Genomic DNA, 18,828 nt, shown 5'->3' on the forward strand with positions numbered 1-18,828 from the left:
GGATAAAAATGGCGCAAGGCAGTGGGCCCGCCTTGCGCTATAATCAGATCAGGTGCCTGATTTCACTTTGGTCCAGAGACGTGTCACCACTCGCTGGGTCTTTGCCGGATAAGGTGTGGTGATGTAGAGGTTCTGCATGGTCGCATCATCCGGATAGATCGCCGGATCACCGATCACGTCCTCTTCAAGAAACTCCTGCGAGGCCTTGTTGCCGTTGGCGTAGTACACATAGTTCGACGCCGCAGCCATGTTGTTGGCATCCAGGATAAAGTTCAGGAACTGGTGCGCGCCTTCGGGGTTTGGTGCGTCGACCGGAATAGCCATCTGGTCAAACCACATCAGCGAGCCTTCCGCAAAGGGATGGTATTCAATTTCCACGCCGTTATCCGCTTCCGCCGCACGGTCGCGTGCCTGCAAGATGTCGCCCGACCAGCCGACAGCAACGCAGATATCACCATTGGCGAGCGCATTGATGTATTCCGAGCTATGGAATTTCTGAACATACGGGCGCACACTGGTCAGAATCTCTTCGGTTTTCCCAATTACATCCGTGTCGTGGCTGTCAGGGTCTTCGCCGATATACTGCAGCACCATCGGAATGATCTCAGACGGTGCGTCGAGGAAATGCACCCCGCACGAGGCCAGCTTTTCCATGTTTTCGGGCTTGAGCACCAGATCCATGCTGTTAAGCGCAACATCGTCGCCCAGCACTTCTTTGACCTTGCCGACATTCAACCCGATACCTGTCGTGCCCCACATATAGTTGATCGAGTAGGCGTTGTTGGGGTCATACCCTGCGGTTCGTTCCTGGATCACATCCCATAGGTTGCCTGCATTCGACAGCTTGGCGGCATCCAGTTCCTGGAATGCGCCGGCCTGGATCTGGCGTTGTAGGAACGTGCCTGAAGGCACAACCACATCATAGCCTGACCCACCGGCCAGCATTTTTGTTTCCAGAACCTCGTTGCTGTCGAACACATCGTAGATCAGGGTCAGCCCTGTTTCTTCTTCGAATTTGCTCAGCAGATCTTCGTCGATGTAGTCGGACCAGTTATAGACGCGCACTTCTTCAGCAAACGCGGCCGAAGTCCCCAATGCGACGATCGCTGTCATCCCCAGCGTTTTCAGTTTCATATTTTTCTCCCTGCAACTGTGCGGCCATTTTGACCTTTTTTTGGATTTGATCAAGTTTTGCGTTTCATGGCGGTTTCACCTATGGTCGGAATAGGTGAAGATTCTGGCAAGACAGAAACACTTGGATTGGGGCAAACCTTTTGGATTTGATCAAAAATAAAGCAGATACACCTCCGGTAGATGAAGAAAAACGCCCAGCGCACGAACAGGTCTATCGGACACTGAAATCCCAGATTCTGTTTGGCGATCTTGTGCCCGGGCAGCCGGTCACGATCCAGGGCCTAACTGATTCGCTTGGTGTCGGCATGACTCCGGTGCGCGAGGCGATACGCCGTCTGATTTCCGACGGCGCGCTCATTTTTCAGGGCAATCGTCGCGTGAGCGTCCCGCTGCTTTCAGCCAACGACATCGAGCAGATGATTTTCGCAAGAATTTCAATAGAAACAGAGCTTTCCAGGCGATCCACAAAGAACATATCTATAACCGAGATCGACTATCTTGAGCAGCTGGATCAACGATTGGACAATATGATCGCGGATGGAGATGTAGGGGGTTACCTGCGTTTGAACCACGCCTTTCACCAATCTCTGTATTCCCATGCGGACGCTCCGATACTTGTTGATCTAGCCGAACGGCTATGGCTGCGATTCGGCCCTTCGTTGCGCATCGTTTGCGGTCGCTTCGGCACTCAAAGCCTGCCCGACAGACACAAAGACATTATTGCCGCGCTACGTGAGCGAGATGCAGAAAAGGCCGCGTTAGCAACAGCGCAGGACATTGAGCAGGGTATGGGAATGATGGGCGATGCTTTGCCAAGCACCTAGAAACCAGCGATTCGATTGACAGCATAAAATTTGATCATATTCTATCTGGCAACGACGCTTGCTGGAGAATCCGAGATGTCCACCATCACCAATCACATGCCCACTGCCGAATTGCAGGCGCTGGACGCAGCACACCATTTGCATCCTTTTTCGACCAATGAGGCGCTGGCAGACGAAGGTGTCAGGGTCATCACCCGTGCCAAGGGCGTCTATCTGACCGATAGCGAAGGTCATGAAATTCTGGATGGTATGGCCGGATTGTGGTGCGTAAATATCGGATATGGCCGCAACGAACTGGCCGATGCAGCCGCACGTCAAATGCGCGAGCTGCCGTATTATAATACTTTCTTCAAGACGACCCATACGCCCGCCATTGCGCTGGCTGCAAAACTGGCTGAGCTTGCGCCAGGTGATCTGAACCATGTCTTCTTTGCCGGAAGCGGGTCCGAGGCCAACGACACCAACATCCGTCTAGTGCGCACCTATTGGGCCGAAAAAGGTCAGCCGGACAAGAACATCATCATCAGCCGCAAGAATGCCTATCACGGTTCTTCTGTTGGATCGGCGTCGTTGGGTGGCATGGCAGGAATGCATGCGCAGGGCGGCATTCCAATCCCGAATGTCCACCATATCAACCAGCCGAACTGGTGGGCGGAAGGCGGCGATATGAGCCCCGAGGAATTCGGCCTTGCCCGCGCGCGCGAGCTGGAAGAAGCCATTCAGGAACTGGGCGAAGATCGCGTCGCTGCCTTCATCGCCGAACCTGTGCAGGGCGCAGGCGGCGTGATCATCGCACCCGACACATATTGGCCTGAAATTCAGCGCATCTGCGACAAGTACGATATACTGCTGATCGCGGATGAGGTGATCTGCGGGTTTGGCCGAACCGGCAACTGGTTTGGCTCGCAAACCGTCGGGATCAAACCGCATATCATGACAATCGCCAAGGGCCTTAGCTCAGGCTATGCACCTATTGGCGGATCGATCGTCTGCGACGAAGTCGCCCGTGTCATCAGCGCCACCGAGTTCAACCATGGCTACACCTATTCCGGCCACCCGGTTGCCGCAGCAGTTGCGCTCGAAAATCTGCGCATCCTCGAAGAAGAAAACGTCGTCGATCACGTGCGCAACGTGGCCGCGCCCTATATGAAAAAAAAATGGGACGCATTGGTCGAGCATGCGCTGGTCGGGGAGGCAAAGATCGCGGGCTTGATGGGGTCCATCGCATTGACGCCTGAAAAGGCAAGCCGAGCCAAGTTCGCATCAGATCCCGGCACGATCGGATATATCTGCCGCGAACATTGCTTCAAAAACAATCTGATCATGCGTCATGTGGACGACCGCCTGGTCATCTCTCCGCCGTTGGTCATTACCACGGCCGAAATCGACGAGATGTTCGTGCGCATTCAAAAATCGTTGGATGATGCGTTGGTTGAAATCAACGAAAAAGGTCTGATGAAGCCTGCGTCCTGATCATTAGATCATGGGCGACCCAATCGGGTCGCCCTGATTATCAGCGCATCCTTTCCAGCAGGCCGAGCGACGGGTATCCATCCGGGATCAAGCCCTGAGCAACCTGAAACGCGCGCACCGCGTTAATCGTATTTGGCCCGGTGCGCCCATCGATCCCTTGTGTATCGAAGCCCGCCTGAGTCAGCCGACGCTGTAGTTCTTTCTTTTCAGTAAAGCTCAATACGCGATCGCCACGCGGCCAATCGGCCTCAAACGGAGAGCCTCCTGCAAGCCGGTCGGACAGATGCCCGATGCCGATCACATAGGCATCGGCGCCGTTGTAGGCCTCGATCACTTTGAAATTATTGAAGATCATCAGGGCGACACCCCGACCACCCGCCGGTAACAAGATTGCTGCTTGCCCGTGATCGGGCACTGCCTTGCCCGAGTAAGCAAGAACCCCACGGGCCGCCCATTCCGACGGCATCAGAGTGAAATCTCGCCGCGCATTGGCGTAGTCAAAGTCGGATGGTAGTTGCACTTCGACCCCCCAAGGTTGGCCTTTGGTCCATCCATGTTTTGCCAAATAAGAAGCGGCTGATGCTAAGGCATCAGTTGGATTATCCGACCAGATCTCGCGACGCCCATCTCCATCGAAATCAACCGCGTAATCAAGAAACGAGGTCGGCATGAACTGTGTATGCCCCATCGCCCCAGCCCAACTGCCAACCATATTCTCAGGGTCGACATCCCCTGCCTGCAGGATCTGCAACGCGGCGATCAGCTGTTCCTCAAAAAAGCTTGCTCGTCGAGCATCAAAGGCCAAAGTCGCCAGCGACCGAATGGTTTGCTTGCTTCCTCGGTAGGTGCCGAACGAAGTCTCAAGACCCCAGATCGCGGTCACGACCTCTTTTTCGACGCCGTACCGGGCTTCGATCCGGGTCAAAGTCTCTCGGTGCTTGTCTAGTCCAACGCGACCGTTGGAAATCCGCGTTTTTGAAACCGCTCCGTCCAGATATTCCCAGATCGGTTTGGAAAACTCCGCCTGATTGCGATCGCGTTTGATGATGTCACTGTCATAGGTCACCCCAGCCAACGCCCGATCCAGCGTATTGACCGAGATGCCCTGCTCTTGCGCCCGCTTGCGAAATGCCCCCAGCCAAGCCTGAAATCGGGCATTCCCGTCTGCCGATACACGTTGCACCTCGACCTTAGGCCGCAGCACGGGCCGTACCAAGACCGTCACATCCGCCGAGGCCAGTTGCACATTGTCGACCATAGGTCGGGCCAGAGGCCGTATCGAATTTTCTGTTGTATCCGCCTGCACGATGGATGCCCATAATGCGGCGGTCATAACGCCACCTACACACTTACGCATTCCGTTTTATCCTGATTACTGCTCAGGGTCGATGATAGCGCACAATCGGGATTTCTCAAAACGCAGAACGTCAGGTTTCCTGATCCTGTTCCTCACGTTCCGCGCGAATACGCGCAATGGCATCACGCAACAGCGATACGCGATTGGGTCGGAAGCTATCCTCGGTCACATCCATGCCCTGCATACGATCCAGCCGAAACACTCGGAAATCCTGTCGCAGGTGGCACCAACTCAGCAATACGCTGGCACGGTCCATATAGACGATGCTCAGCGGATTGACCCGACGACGGGTGTCTGCGCCTTTGGCATCGGTATAGGCGAACTCGATCACGCGTTCGTCCCACGCGGCTTGGCGCAGTTCGGCGACATCGATGGTTGGCACGGCCGGCCTGTCAAATCGCGTGGCGGTCAAAACGGCGTGGCTCAATCGGTGCGACTGGCGCTGCGGCAACCGGCCCTGCAGCTTGCGTAGGGCCGCGCTTGCGGCATCCGACAGCGCCGGGTCACCAATCAGCTGCACCTCGCGCAAGCCCAGAACCAACGCTTCAAGCTCATCATTGGTAAAACCCAGCGGCGGTAGGGTCGCATCCTCGATTAGGGTGAACCCGAACCCGGCCTCTCCGTCGATTATCGCCCCGAGACCACGCAATGCATCGATATCCCGGTGCACTGTGCGCGGCGAAACGCCTAAATCCTGCGCCAATTGAACCGACGTTCTGGGCGAGGGGCCAGATCGTAGGGCCTGCATCAACTGAAAAAGACGGGCGGTGCGGAACATAGTATAGTCTACTCTAAGCCTAATGTCAGAATCTGTCATCAGTCCGGCGTATCCATCAGGCGTCCCAACTATGGAGCTGATGATGCTGACCCTTCTCACCTTCCCCTCTGCCTTTGGCCTGTTCAGCGCCAGCCCATTCTGCGTGAAAACGGCCCTGATGCTTCAAAACGCGGGCCTGCGCTGGCAACGGTCCGATCTGCTGGACCCGCGCAATATGCCACACCAGAAGCTGCCGGTTCTGCGCACGCCTGAACGTCTGATTCCGGACAGCGACTTGATCCGCGACTGGCTTGAGGCTCAGGGGGCCGATTTCGATGCTGGCCTGACTGACCTGCAAAAGGCCCAGTCCCGCGCGCTGATCCGCATGGCCGAGGAACATCTGTACTTCCATGTCGTCCAGGACCGTTGGGCCAATGATGAGGTTTGGCCAATTCTGCGCGATACTTTCTTTACCGTCATTCCCGCATTGATCCGCAAGCCGGTTTCGAATTCGATCCGGAAATCCGTTCTCAAGGGGCTCGCGTTTCAAGGTGTATCCCGCTTTTCGCCCGTCGAACGACAAGACCGGCTGGAGCGCGACTTTGAGGCGATCTCGGCCTATCTTTGGCAATCGCCTTATCTGATGGGAGAGAAACCTACCTCGGCGGACATGAGCGTCGGTCCAATGCTGGCGGCGATGCGCGCGACACCATCAGACACCCCCCTGACCCGTCGGATTAAACAAGATAAGCTGCTCAACAGCTATATCGACCGAATGGAGCAGGCGATCCCGCTATCATGACAGCCTTTGAGGACAAAAAAGTCGCTGCAGCCTATGAGGCGCTACCGGAAGAGACGCGCAATGGGGCACTAGCGCTGCGCGAGTTGATATTCGAAACCGCGGCCTCACTGCCACGCGCTCAGCCTCTGGAAGAAGCGTTGCGGTGGGGCCAGCCCGCCTATCTGGCGCCCAAAGGCTCGACGATTCGTTTGGGCGGACACAAGGCGGCCTGTTTTGCGTTGTTCGTGCATTGCCAAAGCCGACTGATGGGGGATTTTACTTCCGCCTTTCCTGGCGAGGATCGGATCGACGGCAATCGCGCGATTCTGTTCGACCGGCCCGATCAGATTGATCCTACGCGCCATGGCTGGCTGATTGCGCGCGCGCTTACTTATCACCTCTGACGGCGTTTGCGTTCGACCTTGCGCTTGATCTTGTCCTTCTTGCGCTTTGTGCTGGCGGCCTTGCGCCGCGTTCCGCGCTTGGCGGGGCCACGGCCGCGCGGCAGCGCCTGATCATCGAGGGACAACAACTCCAATTCCAATCCGCCCGTCACCGGCGTCGCCTCGGTCAACCGCACCGTGACACGCTGGCCAATGGCGATGATCAGCCCGGTGTCCGAGCCCATCAGCGTCCCGGCCTCTCGGTCGAAATGGAAAAACTCTCGCCCCAGCGAACGCACTGGAACCAGACCGTCCGCTCCGGTCTCGTCCATCTTCACGAAGGCACCGAACCGGGCAATACCGCTGATCCGGCCAGAAAACTCATTGCCGACCCGCTCGCTGAGATAGGCCGCCAGATAGCGATCAGTCGTATCGCGCTCGGCCATCATCGAGCGGCGCTCGGTATCCGAGATATGGGTCGCCGTTTCTTCCAACCGTGCAATCTCATCCTCGGTCAATCCGTCCTTGCCCCAGCCATGGGCTGAGATCAGCGCGCGATGCACGATCAGATCAGCATAGCGCCGGATGGGAGAAGTGAAATGCGCATAGTTCCGCAGAGCCAGCCCAAAATGGCCGAAATTTTCGGGGTGGTAATAGGCCTGCGCCATCGACCGCAGGGTCGTCAGGTTGATCAGCTCCGCATCCTCGGTACCAGCGGCGGCGTTTAGCAGCGCGTTCAGATGTCGGGTCTGCAATACCTGCCCTTTGGCGAGGTTTAATCCCGCCGCCTGCGCCGTCTCTCTCAGGCTTTCCAGCTTTTCGGGCGCGGGCTCTTCGTGGACGCGGAACAGCAGCGGGCGGCGTTTGGTGATCAGGGTCTCGGCAGCGGCGACATTGGCGAGGATCATGAATTCCTCGATCAGCTTATGCGCATCCAGCCGGTCACGGAACGCGACGCTGGTCACCTCACCCGCATCGCTGAGTACGATTTTGCGTTCAGGCAGGTCCAGCTCCAGCGGCTGCCGCACGGAACGCGCCTTTTTCAGCGCAGCATACGCGGTATAAAGCGGATTCAGCACCGTATCCAACAGCGGCCCGGTGCGGTCGTTCGGGTTGCCGTCGATCGCCTCCTGCACCTCGTTATAATTCAGCGAGGCGGCAGAGCGCATCAGGCCGCGCACGAACCGGTGGCCTATCTTGTTGCCTTCGGCATCAATCTGCATCCGCACGGCAATACAAGCGCGCGGCACGCCTTCGTGCAGGGAACACAGATCGCCGGACAGGCGATCCGGCAGCATCGGCACTACGCGGTCCGGAAAGTAACTGGAGTTGCCCCGCTTGCGCGCCTCGCGATCCAGAGCCGTACCGGGTTTCACATAGGCAGCGACGTCAGCGATGGCGACCCAGATCACATGGCCACCCGGGTTCTTGGGATCGTCATCAGCATGGGCATAGCAGGCGTCGTCGTGGTCCCGTGCATCCGCAGGATCGATGGTCAGCAACGGCATATCCCGCAGGTCTTCACGCCCTTTCAGTCCGACGGGTTTGGCTTTGTCGGCTTCTTCGATCACCTTGTCCGGGAAATCGTCGGGAATACCGTGTTGGTGGATGGCGATCAATGAGACAGCCTTGGGCGCGGTCGGATCGCCGAGCCGTTCAACAATACGCGCACGCGGCAGGCCCATGCGGTTCTTGGGTCCGGCCTGCTCGGCCTCGACCAGCTCACCGTCCTTGGCGCCCAGAACGGCCCCGTCCGCGACCAGCCATTCTGTCTGACCAGCCTTGTCGATGGGCACGATCCGTCCGCCCTCGGCCCCTTTGCGAAAAATGCCGACGATCTTGCGCGGGTTGGTGCCGATGCGGCGGATCAAGCGGGCTTCGTAATTGTGATCTTCCTCATGCACCACGGTCAGGCGGGCCAGAATGCGGTCACCCTCACCCAGCGCCGGATCGCTGGCACGCGTGACGAGCAGAACGATGGGCTCAACCCCCTCGCCGTGCCATTCCAACGGGCGCGCAAACAGGTCGCCATCTACGTTGGGAGCCTTTACCTGCAACACGCTGACCGGCGGCAGACGATCCGGATCACGATAGCTGCGCTTGCGCTTTTCCAGATGGCCTTCGGCCTCAAGCTCTTTCAGGATGCGCTTCAGGTCGATCCGATCCGCGCCCTTGATGCCAAAAGCCTTGGCGATATCACGTTTCGAGGTCAGGGTAGGGTTCGCCGAGATCCAGTCGAGGACCTCTTGCTTGGTCGGAATGCGTGTCATGAGTTTGGCCTAGCACGGGCATGCGACCGCGTCATGGTCAAAAAGCGGTGCATGATGTCAGCCGTGCAGATCGGCCACGGTATCCACATCGCTCAGGTGATCCAGCAACGTTACTCGGCACCCGCGAACCGAATTCAGTGTGTCTTTCAACGCGTGTTCCGTTGACCAGCGCACATCGCGGAATAACCCCGAAGGCAACGCGCCATAACGCTGAGCACCAACCAACCAATAGCCGCCATCCGGGGATGGCCCGAACACCATCTCAGCCCGGCCCAACGCGCGAAAGGCCCGCGCAATGTGACCCCTTGTGATGCCCGGAATATCCGCACCGATCAGGCACACCGGACCATCGGGAGCACCGCGCAACATCCGCCCCATACGGTCGCCCAGATCTCCGCGCCCCTGAGGCTTCCGGGGTAAATCAACAGGCCAGACCCGACTGTTCATTCCCTCCCTATTTGGAGAGACCGCCAGTACAATCTGCCAGCGTGGATCACGCAGATGCCGGATCAGAGATCGCGTTTGATGCCGAAACCACCAAGCAGCCCCAACCATGCCGATATCGCGCCCCAAACGGGTCTTGACCCGCCCTGGACGTGGCTCTTTCACCATGATGACCAGCGTTTTCTGCATGGATCAGGCGAAGTAGTCCATCAGAATACGGGTGTAGATCGCCTTGAGTTGATGAATTTGCGCCATTTCGACACATTCATCGACCTGATGCATGGTGCGCCCGACAAGACCAAACTCAACCACTGGGCAGTGGTCTTTGATGAAGCGGGCATCCGATGTCCCACCCGAGGTCGAAAGCTGGGGACGGATATTGGTTTCTGCCTTAACAGCATGAGCCACCAGATCAGACAGCGGCCCGGGAGGGGTCAGAAAGCTTTCGCCTGAGATCTTGATCCGGGTCTCGACATCGACGCCGAACGCCTCGGCAACGGCGGCTGCCTCGGATTGCAACCAATCGCTCAAACTGGCCCCGGAATGCAGGTCATTGAACCGGATGTTCACTGTCCCAGAACATTGCGCCGGGATCACATTTGTCGCCAGATTACCGGTGTCGATCGTGACAACCGCCAAGGTCGAGGCGTCAAAGTGGTCGGTACCCTGATCCAGTTCGTGGCTGGCCAGCCGATCCATGAGCCGTGCCATCGCGGGCACCGGGTTCTTCGCCCGATGCGGATAGGCCGAATGCCCCTGCACTCCGCTCACAGTGAACCACGCAGTCATCGAACCGCGCCGGCCGATCTTCATCATTTCGCCCATCGTGTTCGGGCAAGTGGGTTCTCCCACCAGACAAACCGACATCCGCTCATCCGTTGCGACCATGTGATCCAGTAAAGCAACCGTGCCATCCAGCGCGTCGCCTTCTTCATCACCTGTGATCGTCAGGATCACCGCCCCAACCGGGGGCGTATCGCGCACAAAGTCAATGGCCGCCGCCGCAAAGGCCGCCACGCCCGATTTCATATCCGTCGCGCCCCTGCCGTACATCACCCCGTCCCGGACCTCGGCGCCAAAGGGGGGCATGGTCCAGGCTGCTTCATCCCCTACCGGAACCACATCCGTATGACCATTAAAGCCAAAGCTGCGCGCGTGACCCTTCTGCCCCCACCGGGCGAAGAGGTTGCAGATTCCACCACGATCTACGCGAGTGCAATAAAATCCGGCCTCCTCCAGCACTTGCTGCAGCAAGACCAAAGCCCCGCCTTCATCGGGTGTGACCGATGGGCAACGGATCAGATTTGCTGTCAGCTCAACTGGATCGGTCATATTGGGCCTCTTGTCCTTAGGGGTGCCTGTGTTCGTGCACAGATTCAACGAATTGCCCGGATTGCCAACCCCGAATAGTCGAATTCCGAGACCGAATGCCCAAGCGGCTTGATTTTGCACCCCAACAAAACATGAGCGTTGACCCAGCGGCTGCCTTGCCGCGCTGCCCTTAAGTGAGTTAGAGGGCCGCGAAACAGGTGATTCCACATGAAGCGTGTCTTCTTCGCATTGATCTGCCTGACTTTCGCGACTCTTGCGCAGCAAAGCCAGGCCCAGTCTCTTACGGTTACAACGGTAACCCGTCCTCCGTTCTCATTTGTCGAGGACGGTGCCCAGACCGGTTTCTCGATGGATCTTCTGGCGGCACTGTCTGAATCGCTCGGCTGGGAATACTCGATCAACCGCGTCGAGACATTTGGAGAAATGTTGGGCGCGGTTCAGGATGGCTCTGCCGATCTGGCGATCGCTAATATATCGATCACCGCCTTGCGCGAAACCCGAATGGATTTCACACAACCGATATTTGAGGCCGGATTACAGATCATGGTCCCGTCAGAGGCCGCTCGCCAGCCATCGCTGTTGCACGCTTTGCTGTCTCGGGAATTGTTCATCGCCATCGGGCTGGCCTTTGCGATCCTGCTTGGTGGCGGCATGCTGATGTGGTGTTTTGAGAAACGCGCGCAGCCCTACTTTGATCGCAAATTGAATGAGGCGTGGTTCCCGTCGTTCTGGTGGGCCCTCAACCTGGTGGTGAACGGTGGCTTTGAAGAGCGGATGCCGCGCACCCCGTTTGGCCGCCTGTTGGGTGTAGTACTGGTGGTGTCATCCCTATTCATCGTCTCCGTTTTCACGGCCCGGATCACCTCGGTGATGACGGTGGACGCAATCACCGGCAGCGTCAATTCGGTCAACGACCTTTACGGCAAACAGGTCGGGACGATTTCCGATTCAACCGCCGCCAGTTTCCTGAACCGGCGCGAGATCGACTATACCGGCTATGGCGATCTGCAGGACATGCTGAACGCGTTTGAGAATAAGGATTTGGATGCGGTCGTTTTCGATGCTCCGATCCTGTCCTATTATGCAAGCCACGAAGGGCGCAGAATGGCGACAATGACCGGGGGCATCTTCCTGCGTGAAAACTATGGGATCGCATTTCCAACCGGATCGCCATTGGTCGAAGACGTCAATCAGGCGCTGCTGTCCCTGCGCGAAGACGGCACCTATGACGAAATCTATCGCAAGTGGTTCGGGGTGAGAAACTAAGCAGTTTCCTCGTCGCCGAAGAATGGCGTCATCTGTGCCACGATAACCGCGTTTTCATCCAGCGCCCGTTGCATCAATGCCCGCTCATCCGGATCGATATCATGTCCTTGCGCCTCACGCTCGGCCAGGGTGCCATAGCCGGTGACATCCAGCGGTGCAGTATCGGCCTGCTTCAGGATCGCTACTGTCTCGCGCACGGCTTCGGCCTCGTCCACGCCGCTGGCAAAACACATCAACGCCGCCCCGGTCGCGTCTTCGGGCAGGCCGTCGCCATCTTTGCGACCGATCTGAACCAACAACGTATAGACTTGCTGGCGCGAAGGTTTTTTCTGCTTTTCCATAGTGCCCGCAATACGCTGGCCCGATGGCACGGTCAACTCAGTCGCAGGTGCTGGCGTATAGGTGGTCCAACAGCATCTGCGCTGCCACGCGCTGCGTGTCGCGCCATTCCGCCCGGGGTCGCAATGGCATCACAGCATCCGTATTGAAATAAATTGCGGACATACCCGCTGCCACGGCTTGGACCCCTTGCACATTGGCAGCAGGCAGTTCGTTCATGATTTCAGCAGCGATCCTTGCCTCGAAGTCATAGACAAACCCAAGCAAGGGTTCTCGCAAATCCGCGTGTCTTTCTGAGGCTGCGACCAAAGCAGCAAACACCGCGGCACTTTCCGAAGAATAGGTGCCGCGTCCGAACAAAGCGTCCAGCATCGCTGCAACCCGATCAGTGCACGGCAGAGTGTCGAAGAGCGCCTCAACCTGATCCGCGAAGACTTTCAGGACGTGATCCAGCAGCTTGCGAACCATCTCATCCCGGTTGCCCAGATAGTGGCGTAGCAATGGCCGCCCGACGCCTGCCTCTTCTGATATGCGCGCCAGGGTCGAGCCATCCAGCCCATACCGCGCGACACAACGCATAAATGCGTTCAGGATTTGCTCGGATCTGGCGTCTTTCATACTGGGACGGGGCATCAGAATCCGTTCGCAACTGGTGGAAAAACATCCGCTAGAACGTAGAGAACGCCCAAACCGGTCCACAAACCCGTCAGCGACCAGAACAGTGCCGGATCTGTCGCGCGGTTTATCGGTTCGATCAAGAAGGCCTGCCCCGAGCGCACCGCCAAGAGCCCCCAAAATATGAACAACAGACCCCAAAGGCCGTAATACCCGGCGAAGGTCGAGACAAGAAGCGCCGCCAGAATTAGCAGTGTCATCCACCTTTGATTCCTCAGGGTTTGAATAAAAGTCATCCTGCCTCCAAGCGGGTTCAGAAAAATCTTAAGGTGAAATCTGGACATTCGAAGGTTTATTGTCAATATTGATGATTATCATTTTTGACAATAAATGGACTCGACAATGCCGCCTGACGCACTTCCGGATCAACCCAAGCAACAACTGCCGCGTGAGGCATATGTCTCGGACAGTTGGTATGAGGCCGAACAGAAAACCCTGTTCAGCAAGTGCTGGAGTTTTGCCGGCGTGACTATGGATTTCACCGAACCCGGCGATTTTAGGACAATTCAGGCCGGAGCCTACGCTCTGATCGTCATAAGGGACGCAAATGGCGACTTGCGCGCCTTCCACAACCAATGCCGCCATCGCGGAACCGAGTTGCTGGAAGGCTGTGGCAACGCAGGCAAAACCATTGTCTGCCCTTATCACAACTGGGTCTACAATCTGGATGGCGCTTTGCGCGGAGTACCAGCCCAGCGCGAGTGCTTTCCGGACCTGGACAAGAAGGCAACCGCGTTGTTCGGTGCCTCAGTCGGTGTCTTCCGCAACCTTGTTTTTGTTCACCCAGAACCGGATCAAAGCTTTGACGCGTGGCTTGGCGATCTGGCTCAAATACCTTGGCCTCATGATCTGGCATCAAGCGAGCTACAAGAGAACCCCGACGACGTGGTCTATGAGATCAACTGCAATTGGAAGGTCTTCTTTGAAAATGCAATAGACGGCTATCATCTGGCCTATCTGCACAAAGACACGTTGGGCGGGCCAACCCATGACAAGAATCTTTGGGAGGTTTTTGGCCAAAACATGGTCTGGTGGTCGACCGAGCGCGAAGGCGTCAAACATCGTATCCCTCAGTTTGTTGAAAACTCGGCCAAAGGGTCCGGCCTGAAAACGGTACGGAATGCCGAAACGCCGGGCTATGGCGGGGTCTACATGCTGTTTCCGACCACGATCCTGACGCCAAACCCCTGGGGGTTTTCGATATCGACCATGGAACCAGTGGATGCCAACACAACACTTCTGCGGGTCAGAAACTGGTCGCCTAAAGGCTGGTTCACCTATACGCATCGCGCGGCGGACATACCCGGATACGACCCGGAATCCGGTCGGATCAAATCCTCTCACTGGACCCAGCACCCACTGGAGACGGGGGATTTTCAGACCGAGGATGTCTGGGTGTGCGAAAAGATGCAGCGCGCCCTTCAATCGCCCCGATATCAAGTCGGCCCTCTGGCCAAAGGGGCCGGAGGTGAGGCGGCGATTGATTTCTTTCAGCAAACAGTGCTGGAGTTCATGCCAAAATAAGAAAGGCCGCAGAGCATGCACTCTGCGGCCTATTCAAACTGAAACGACGGGATCAGTCACGCAGTAGCTCATTGATCCCAGTTTTCGAACGGGTCTTTTCATCGACGCGCTTCACGATGACCGCGCAATACAGGCTTACATTGTTCTTGGACGGCATCGAACCCGCAACAACCACCGAATAGGGCGGAACCTCGCCATACATGACTTCACCGGTTTCGCGATCTACGATCTTGGTGGATTTACCGATGAACACGCCCATGCCCAGAACCGAACCCTCGCGGACGATGCAGCCTTCGACCACTTCCGAACGCGCACCGATAAAGCAGTTGTCCTCGATAATGGTCGGACCGGCCTGCATCGGCTCCAGTACGCCTCCAATGCCGACGCCGCCCGACAAGTGCACGTTCTTGCCGATCTGCGCGCAGGAACCAACGGTGGCCCAGGTATCAACCATCGTGCCTTCATCGACATAAGCACCAAGGTTCACAAACGAAGGCATCAGCACCACACCCGGTGCGACATAGGCCGACTTGCGGACCACACAGTTTGGCACGGCGCGGAATCCTGCCGCGCGCCACTGGTTTTCACCCCAACCGGCGAACTTGCTGTCAACCTTATCCCACCAGCCGCCGTTTTGCGGGCCTCCGGTCTGGATTTCCATGTCCTTGATGCGGAACCCCAGCAGAACTGCTTTTTTCGCCCACTGGTTCACGTGCCAATCACCACTGTCGAGCTTTTCAGCCACTCGCAGCGAACCGCTGTCCAGCGCGCTCAGCGTGTCTTCGATTGCTTCTCGTTGCTCGCCAGTGGTCGCAGGGGTGATTGTGTCACGTACTTCCCAGGCGGCTTCGATGGCGGCTTCCAGTTGCGCATTGGACATGGGGCGTCTCCCTAGAGAATCTGTTCACGTTGATGTGGCCTATACGCAAGCGAGACCCATGGCGCAATGCGTCGCGGATACCTCGGTTTGCGTCAATCATCGGTAAGTGCGCTGAGTGCGGCAAACATATCCCGGTCATTTTGGGTTCCGGCATTGGGTGCGGTCAGCAACACATCGCCGTAGAAAACCGAATTTGCGCCAGCTAGAAAGCACAAAGCCTGCTCGGCAGTTGAAAAGTCCGACCGTCCTGCCGACAAGCGCACCCGTGTTTGCGGCATGGCGATCCGCGCGGTCGCAACCATGCGCACCAGATCAAAAATGCCTACTTTTTCTAGATGCGCCAGCGGCGTGCCTTTGATCGGGATCAGCGCGTTTATCGGTACGCTTTCGGGATGCGGGTCAAAATTCGCAAGGACCTGCAACAGCGAGGCACGATCCCGCAGGCTTTCACCCATACCGATAATGCCGCCGCAGCACAGATCAATACCTTCGTCCCGGCAATAGCTGAGGGTCTCCAAACGATCCTGATAGGTACGAGTTCCAATAATCTCGCCATAGAATTCCGGCGAAGTATCCAGGTTATGATTGTACGCGGTAAGTCCCGCCTCGGCCAATCGTTTGGCCTGATGTGGCTTGAGCATGCCCAGGGTGACGCAAGCCTCCATGCCCAGATCACGCACGCCCCGCACCATGTCCAGCACATTGTCGAATTCTTCGCCGTCGCGCACCTGACGCCATGCAGCACCCATGCAAAACCGTTCAGCCCCCGCATCGCGCGCCCGTTTGGCAAGCGAGATGACATGCGCAGGGTTCATGAGCTTTTCCTTGGTCAGCTCGACCTCGCGATGATGAGCGGATTGCGGGCAATAGGCGCAATCCTCGGGACAGCTTCCGGTTTTTATCGACAGCAGGCTGGCTTTTTGGATGTCGTTTGGATCGTGATACGTCCGGTGAATTACATTTGCGCGACCTACCAGATCCAACATTGGGAGGCGCATCAGCGCCTCCACTTCATCCACGGTCCAATCGCTGCGGATATCTTGCCCGGTATCAAGCATCTGGCTGCGGCCCACGGATTTTCTGCATCAGACCCGTCGGCAGGCCAATCACGAGAACGGCTGCCAATGCAATCTTCACGAGATCACCCAGAATGAAAGGGCTGAAACCGTAAACCAGAACCTTGTCTGCAGGCACGAACTGAGCCAACCAACCCAGACCCAGCGCATAGATCACCGCAAGCCCAGCCAGCATCGCCGGAACCAGAAACAGTTTGCGCAGATTGTCCGCTGCCCATCCAACCATGACCGAGGCGACCACGAAACCCAGCAAATAACCTCCGGTTCCGCCCATCATATAGGCCAGCCCGATGCCTTTTTCGGGCGTTCCGGCAAACACGGGCAAACCCACTGCCCCGGCGACCATGTAGCCGATCACGGTTGCAGAACCGAGACGCAGCCCAAATGCCGCGGCGACAGCCATGACAGCGGCGACTTGAAGGGTCATGGGCACAGGCCAAAATGGCACCTGGACTTTTGCACTGGCGGTCAAAAGAAGAATACCCAACGCGACACGAAGGATCTGACCCGCAGGGGTTATTACTCCGGCGACCGGGAGGGTGGATTGCAGAGTGGCTTTCATCGTCATTCTCTTTTTATAGATAATATTGCATAGATTCGGAACTAGTCATCATTTTTATCTATTAAAAATCAAGTCAAATCTTCTGAGGAGGCACAGATTGTAGTTTCAAAGGCAGAAAGTATCAGCTTGCACGACGGATATGGCGCAGAAGTATCGAGGTTGCGGCGGAAACGTCTTTGCTCTTCAGTGCCTGAATGATCGCAGCGTGATCCGTATCGACGCGCTGCACCCATTTGGGCCGCCAATGTGCAAACAGGTGCCTGGCACTGGCAATGTGCAGATCATCGACAGCATGCAAAAGACGGGGCAACCCGCAAGGTGTCAGGATGGCACGATGAAAGACCCTGTTCCGCGCCTCCCATTGAGGCATGTTTTCAGCCTGATCACATGCCTTTCGCGCATCATCAGCCACTTTCAGAGCAGCTGGCGTCATATTTTGCACGGAATGCTGCATCGCCAGCGTTTCCAGCGCGACACGCATTTCGATCACTTCACGCACTTCGGCAGGGTCCAACGCGGTGACGCGCATGCCCTTTCGCGGTTCGCTTTTGGCCAATCCATGCGCCTCAAGCCGCAGCAGTGCTTCGCGCACCGGCACATGGCTGGTCTCAAAGTCGCGCGCGATATGGTCCTGACGCAGCTTTTCACCGGCAGGAAGATCGCCGGTGATGATTTTCTGGCTCAGGGCATTATAGATTGTGTCGGCAATGGTTGCGGTCATGAATTATAGATAAAATCCATGAACAACATCTACAAGCCGTATTCTCAACCTGTTAGCGGATCTGGCGCGATGTTCCCGCCGCAAATCAGCACTGCGACACGCTCACCCGGCTCCGGCTGGTAAGCGCCCGAAATCAGTGCGGCAAGCGCAGCAGCCCCTGCTGGTTCAACCAGTATTCGATGCGTCTGCCACAGAGCATTCTGGGCTTGCGCTATCGCATCGTCAGAAACCAGAACCGAACTCATACCTTGGGCCAGCCGAAAGCAAATCTCACCAATTCTCCGTGCGCCCAGTGCGTTCGCTGCGATGCCCGAAACGGAAACATCAACCGGTTCGCCCGCAGCCAACGCCGCATTCAGCGCGCAAGAGGTTTCCGGTTCGACCGCCACGACTTTGCGCGCACCCTGAAACCATGCCAAAGCTCCGGCAATCAGCCCGCCGCCTCCCACGGCCACCAATACTGTGTCCGCCTGCAAGCCCTGCGCGTCCCATTCAGCAAAACATGTCCCCTGGCCTGCCACCGTCGCTGGCGCATCATAGGCGTGGATTTGCATGGCGCCGGTGCTTTCCTCATGCGCCTGCGCCATGGTTAGTGCATTTGCGTATTCACCCGGAACAACACTCAGATCGGCCCCGATCCGCTTGATCAGCGCAATCTTGGAGGGACCTGCAAGTTCGGGCACAAAAATCTTCGCTGGATAGCCCAGTGATTGCGCGGCATAAGCCGCTGCCGCACCGTGATTGCCACCGGAAGCCGCCACGACGCCTGCCGCAGGCACATCCATGCTGAGCAGGGTATTGAACGCCCCGCGCGCTTTGAAGCTGCCGGTGTGCTGCATATGTTCAAGTTTCATTTCAACCGGATAGCCCGGAATTTGGCTTTCCATCACTGGCGTGACCTGTGCGTGTCCGGCAATGCGGTCCCGCGCTGCCAATATTTCACTTTTCCAATCCATTCTTGTCTTTCCGTGACTGGCACTCTGCCCGCGAACCCTATAGCTGTTTTGGAAACACGCAAGCAGGGAACACC

Annotated in this window: 20 protein-coding genes; 6 read left to right on the forward strand and 14 right to left on the reverse strand. The window is 57.2% G+C overall.

The window, feature by feature from the left end:
* Positions 1 to 48 precede the first annotated feature (48 nt).
* Positions 49 to 1,134 (reverse strand): polyamine ABC transporter substrate-binding protein, encoded by a 1,086-nt coding sequence (locus tag ACR0NE_RS00740; RefSeq protein WP_170398992.1) that lies wholly within the window; start codon positions 1,132 to 1,134, stop codon positions 49 to 51.
* A 140-nt stretch (positions 1,135 to 1,274) separates the two neighbouring features.
* Between ACR0NE_RS00740 and ACR0NE_RS00745 the strand changes: the two genes are divergently transcribed.
* Together ACR0NE_RS00745 and ACR0NE_RS00750 are read left to right on the forward strand one after the other, a co-directional pair.
* Positions 1,275 to 1,958, forward strand: coding sequence for a GntR family transcriptional regulator (locus ACR0NE_RS00745; protein WP_170406782.1), 684 nt, complete (start codon positions 1,275 to 1,277; stop codon positions 1,956 to 1,958).
* A gap of 75 nt (positions 1,959 to 2,033) precedes the next feature.
* A complete protein-coding gene (locus ACR0NE_RS00750; RefSeq protein ID WP_170596767.1) occupies positions 2,034 to 3,431 on the forward strand; it encodes an aspartate aminotransferase family protein in 1,398 nt (465 codons plus the stop codon).
* Positions 3,432 to 3,471: 40 nt separating this feature from the next.
* Here the strand turns inward: ACR0NE_RS00750 and ACR0NE_RS00755 are convergent, their stop codons facing one another.
* A complete protein-coding gene (locus tag ACR0NE_RS00755; protein WP_170596765.1) occupies positions 3,472 to 4,788 on the reverse strand; it encodes a lytic murein transglycosylase in 1,317 nt (438 codons plus the stop codon).
* 70 nt (positions 4,789 to 4,858) lie between these two features.
* A complete protein-coding gene (locus ACR0NE_RS00760; RefSeq protein ID WP_170596864.1) occupies positions 4,859 to 5,566 on the reverse strand; it encodes a helix-turn-helix transcriptional regulator in 708 nt (235 codons plus the stop codon).
* A gap of 82 nt (positions 5,567 to 5,648) precedes the next feature.
* Between ACR0NE_RS00760 and ACR0NE_RS00765 the strand changes: the two genes are divergently transcribed.
* Positions 5,649 to 6,347 carry a glutathione S-transferase family protein gene (locus ACR0NE_RS00765; RefSeq protein ID WP_480438903.1) on the forward strand — a complete coding sequence of 233 codons (699 nt, stop codon included), beginning with the start codon at positions 5,649 to 5,651 and terminating at the stop codon, positions 6,345 to 6,347.
* A complete protein-coding gene (locus ACR0NE_RS00770) occupies positions 6,344 to 6,730 on the forward strand; it encodes a DUF1801 domain-containing protein (RefSeq protein ID WP_170406797.1) in 387 nt (128 codons plus the stop codon). The genes ACR0NE_RS00765 and ACR0NE_RS00770 overlap by 4 nt, the downstream gene beginning before the upstream one ends.
* Here ACR0NE_RS00770 and rnr read toward each other — a convergent pair.
* The 3 genes from rnr to dapE are packed head-to-tail and all read right to left on the reverse strand — an operon-like array spanning position 6,721 to position 10,755.
* Entirely contained in the window at positions 6,721 to 8,979 is a 2,259-nt protein-coding gene (gene rnr / locus ACR0NE_RS00775; protein WP_170596761.1) for a ribonuclease R, read from the reverse strand. The two genes, ACR0NE_RS00770 and rnr, sit on opposite strands and share 10 nt — an antisense overlap.
* Before the next feature lie 57 nt (positions 8,980 to 9,036).
* Positions 9,037 to 9,612 (reverse strand): TIGR04282 family arsenosugar biosynthesis glycosyltransferase, encoded by a 576-nt coding sequence (locus ACR0NE_RS00780; RefSeq protein WP_170406802.1) that lies wholly within the window; start codon positions 9,610 to 9,612, stop codon positions 9,037 to 9,039.
* 3 nt (positions 9,613 to 9,615) lie between these two features.
* The gene (gene dapE / locus ACR0NE_RS00785) at positions 9,616 to 10,755 is read right to left on the reverse strand and encodes a succinyl-diaminopimelate desuccinylase (protein ID WP_170596758.1); all 1,140 of its coding nucleotides are present in this window, start codon (positions 10,753 to 10,755) and stop codon (positions 9,616 to 9,618) included.
* A gap of 207 nt (positions 10,756 to 10,962) precedes the next feature.
* Between dapE and ACR0NE_RS00790 the strand changes: the two genes are divergently transcribed.
* Positions 10,963 to 12,021 (forward strand): transporter substrate-binding domain-containing protein, encoded by a 1,059-nt coding sequence (locus tag ACR0NE_RS00790; RefSeq protein ID WP_170596756.1) that lies wholly within the window; start codon positions 10,963 to 10,965, stop codon positions 12,019 to 12,021.
* Here ACR0NE_RS00790 and ACR0NE_RS00795 read toward each other — a convergent pair.
* The 3 genes from ACR0NE_RS00795 to ACR0NE_RS00805 are packed head-to-tail and all read right to left on the reverse strand — an operon-like array spanning position 12,018 to position 13,235.
* Complete coding sequence (locus tag ACR0NE_RS00795) at positions 12,018 to 12,362, reverse strand: hypothetical protein (protein WP_170596754.1); 345 nt, start codon at positions 12,360 to 12,362, stop codon at positions 12,018 to 12,020. The genes ACR0NE_RS00790 and ACR0NE_RS00795 overlap by 4 nt on opposite strands.
* A gap of 37 nt (positions 12,363 to 12,399) precedes the next feature.
* Entirely contained in the window at positions 12,400 to 12,993 is a 594-nt protein-coding gene (locus ACR0NE_RS00800) for a TetR/AcrR family transcriptional regulator (RefSeq protein ID WP_170514906.1), read from the reverse strand.
* Entirely contained in the window at positions 12,993 to 13,235 is a 243-nt protein-coding gene (locus ACR0NE_RS00805) for a hypothetical protein (RefSeq protein WP_480454429.1), read from the reverse strand. Before ACR0NE_RS00805 ends, ACR0NE_RS00800 begins: the two co-directional genes overlap by 1 nt.
* 130 nt (positions 13,236 to 13,365) lie before the next feature.
* Between ACR0NE_RS00805 and ACR0NE_RS00810 the strand changes: the two genes are divergently transcribed.
* On the forward strand, positions 13,366 to 14,559 hold the full coding sequence (locus ACR0NE_RS00810) for an aromatic ring-hydroxylating oxygenase subunit alpha (RefSeq protein ID WP_480438907.1): 1,194 nt from the start codon (positions 13,366 to 13,368) through the stop codon (positions 14,557 to 14,559).
* A gap of 52 nt (positions 14,560 to 14,611) precedes the next feature.
* Here ACR0NE_RS00810 and dapD read toward each other — a convergent pair whose 3' ends face one another.
* The 5 genes from dapD to ACR0NE_RS00835 all read right to left on the reverse strand — a co-directional run bounded on the left by dapD (position 14,612) and on the right by ACR0NE_RS00835 (position 18,754).
* The gene (dapD, locus tag ACR0NE_RS00815) at positions 14,612 to 15,439 is read right to left on the reverse strand and encodes a 2,3,4,5-tetrahydropyridine-2,6-dicarboxylate N-succinyltransferase (protein WP_170508970.1); all 828 of its coding nucleotides are present in this window, start codon (positions 15,437 to 15,439) and stop codon (positions 14,612 to 14,614) included.
* Between the two features lie 92 nt (positions 15,440 to 15,531).
* Positions 15,532 to 16,497 (reverse strand): biotin synthase BioB, encoded by a 966-nt coding sequence (gene bioB, locus ACR0NE_RS00820; protein ID WP_170596752.1) that lies wholly within the window; start codon positions 16,495 to 16,497, stop codon positions 15,532 to 15,534.
* Entirely contained in the window at positions 16,490 to 17,077 is a 588-nt protein-coding gene (locus ACR0NE_RS00825) for a biotin transporter BioY (protein ID WP_170596862.1), read from the reverse strand. Before ACR0NE_RS00825 ends, bioB begins: the two co-directional genes overlap by 8 nt.
* Positions 17,078 to 17,198: 121 nt before the next feature.
* Positions 17,199 to 17,798 carry a GntR family transcriptional regulator gene (locus ACR0NE_RS00830; protein ID WP_170596750.1) on the reverse strand — a complete coding sequence of 200 codons (600 nt, stop codon included), beginning with the start codon at positions 17,796 to 17,798 and terminating at the stop codon, positions 17,199 to 17,201.
* Between the two features lie 44 nt (positions 17,799 to 17,842).
* Positions 17,843 to 18,754 carry a threonine/serine dehydratase gene (locus ACR0NE_RS00835; RefSeq protein ID WP_170596748.1) on the reverse strand — a complete coding sequence of 304 codons (912 nt, stop codon included), beginning with the start codon at positions 18,752 to 18,754 and terminating at the stop codon, positions 17,843 to 17,845.
* Positions 18,755 to 18,828 lie beyond the last annotated feature (74 nt).

The sequence above is a fragment of the Ruegeria sp. C9 genome (assembly GCF_056537585.1).

Coding starts and splice junctions, on each gene's coding strand:
- ACR0NE_RS00740 (WP_170398992.1), bottom strand. CDS start 1,134: ATGAAACTGAAAACGCTGGGGATGACAGCGATCGTCGCATTGGGGACT.
- ACR0NE_RS00750 (WP_170596767.1), top strand. CDS start 2,034: ATGTCCACCATCACCAATCACATGCCCACTGCCGAATTGCAGGCGCTG.
- ACR0NE_RS00755 (WP_170596765.1), bottom strand. CDS start 4,788: ATGCGTAAGTGTGTAGGTGGCGTTATGACCGCCGCATTATGGGCATCC.
- ACR0NE_RS00760 (WP_170596864.1), bottom strand. CDS start 5,566: ATGTTCCGCACCGCCCGTCTTTTTCAGTTGATGCAGGCCCTACGATCT.
- ACR0NE_RS00765 (WP_480438903.1), top strand. CDS start 5,649: ATGCTGACCCTTCTCACCTTCCCCTCTGCCTTTGGCCTGTTCAGCGCC.
- ACR0NE_RS00770 (WP_170406797.1), top strand. CDS start 6,344: ATGACAGCCTTTGAGGACAAAAAAGTCGCTGCAGCCTATGAGGCGCTA.
- rnr (WP_170596761.1), bottom strand. CDS start 8,979: ATGACACGCATTCCGACCAAGCAAGAGGTCCTCGACTGGATCTCGGCG.
- ACR0NE_RS00780 (WP_170406802.1), bottom strand. CDS start 9,612: ATGCAGAAAACGCTGGTCATCATGGTGAAAGAGCCACGTCCAGGGCGG.
- dapE (WP_170596758.1), bottom strand. CDS start 10,755: ATGACCGATCCAGTTGAGCTGACAGCAAATCTGATCCGTTGCCCATCG.
- ACR0NE_RS00790 (WP_170596756.1), top strand. CDS start 10,963: ATGAAGCGTGTCTTCTTCGCATTGATCTGCCTGACTTTCGCGACTCTT.
- ACR0NE_RS00795 (WP_170596754.1), bottom strand. CDS start 12,362: ATGGAAAAGCAGAAAAAACCTTCGCGCCAGCAAGTCTATACGTTGTTG.
- ACR0NE_RS00800 (WP_170514906.1), bottom strand. CDS start 12,993: ATGCCCCGTCCCAGTATGAAAGACGCCAGATCCGAGCAAATCCTGAAC.
- ACR0NE_RS00805 (WP_480454429.1), bottom strand. CDS start 13,235: ATGACACTGCTAATTCTGGCGGCGCTTCTTGTCTCGACCTTCGCCGGG.
- ACR0NE_RS00810 (WP_480438907.1), top strand. CDS start 13,366: ATGGACTCGACAATGCCGCCTGACGCACTTCCGGATCAACCCAAGCAA.
- dapD (WP_170508970.1), bottom strand. CDS start 15,439: ATGTCCAATGCGCAACTGGAAGCCGCCATCGAAGCCGCCTGGGAAGTA.
- bioB (WP_170596752.1), bottom strand. CDS start 16,497: ATGCTTGATACCGGGCAAGATATCCGCAGCGATTGGACCGTGGATGAA.
- ACR0NE_RS00825 (WP_170596862.1), bottom strand. CDS start 17,077: ATGAAAGCCACTCTGCAATCCACCCTCCCGGTCGCCGGAGTAATAACC.
- ACR0NE_RS00830 (WP_170596750.1), bottom strand. CDS start 17,798: ATGACCGCAACCATTGCCGACACAATCTATAATGCCCTGAGCCAGAAA.
- ACR0NE_RS00835 (WP_170596748.1), bottom strand. CDS start 18,754: ATGGATTGGAAAAGTGAAATATTGGCAGCGCGGGACCGCATTGCCGGA.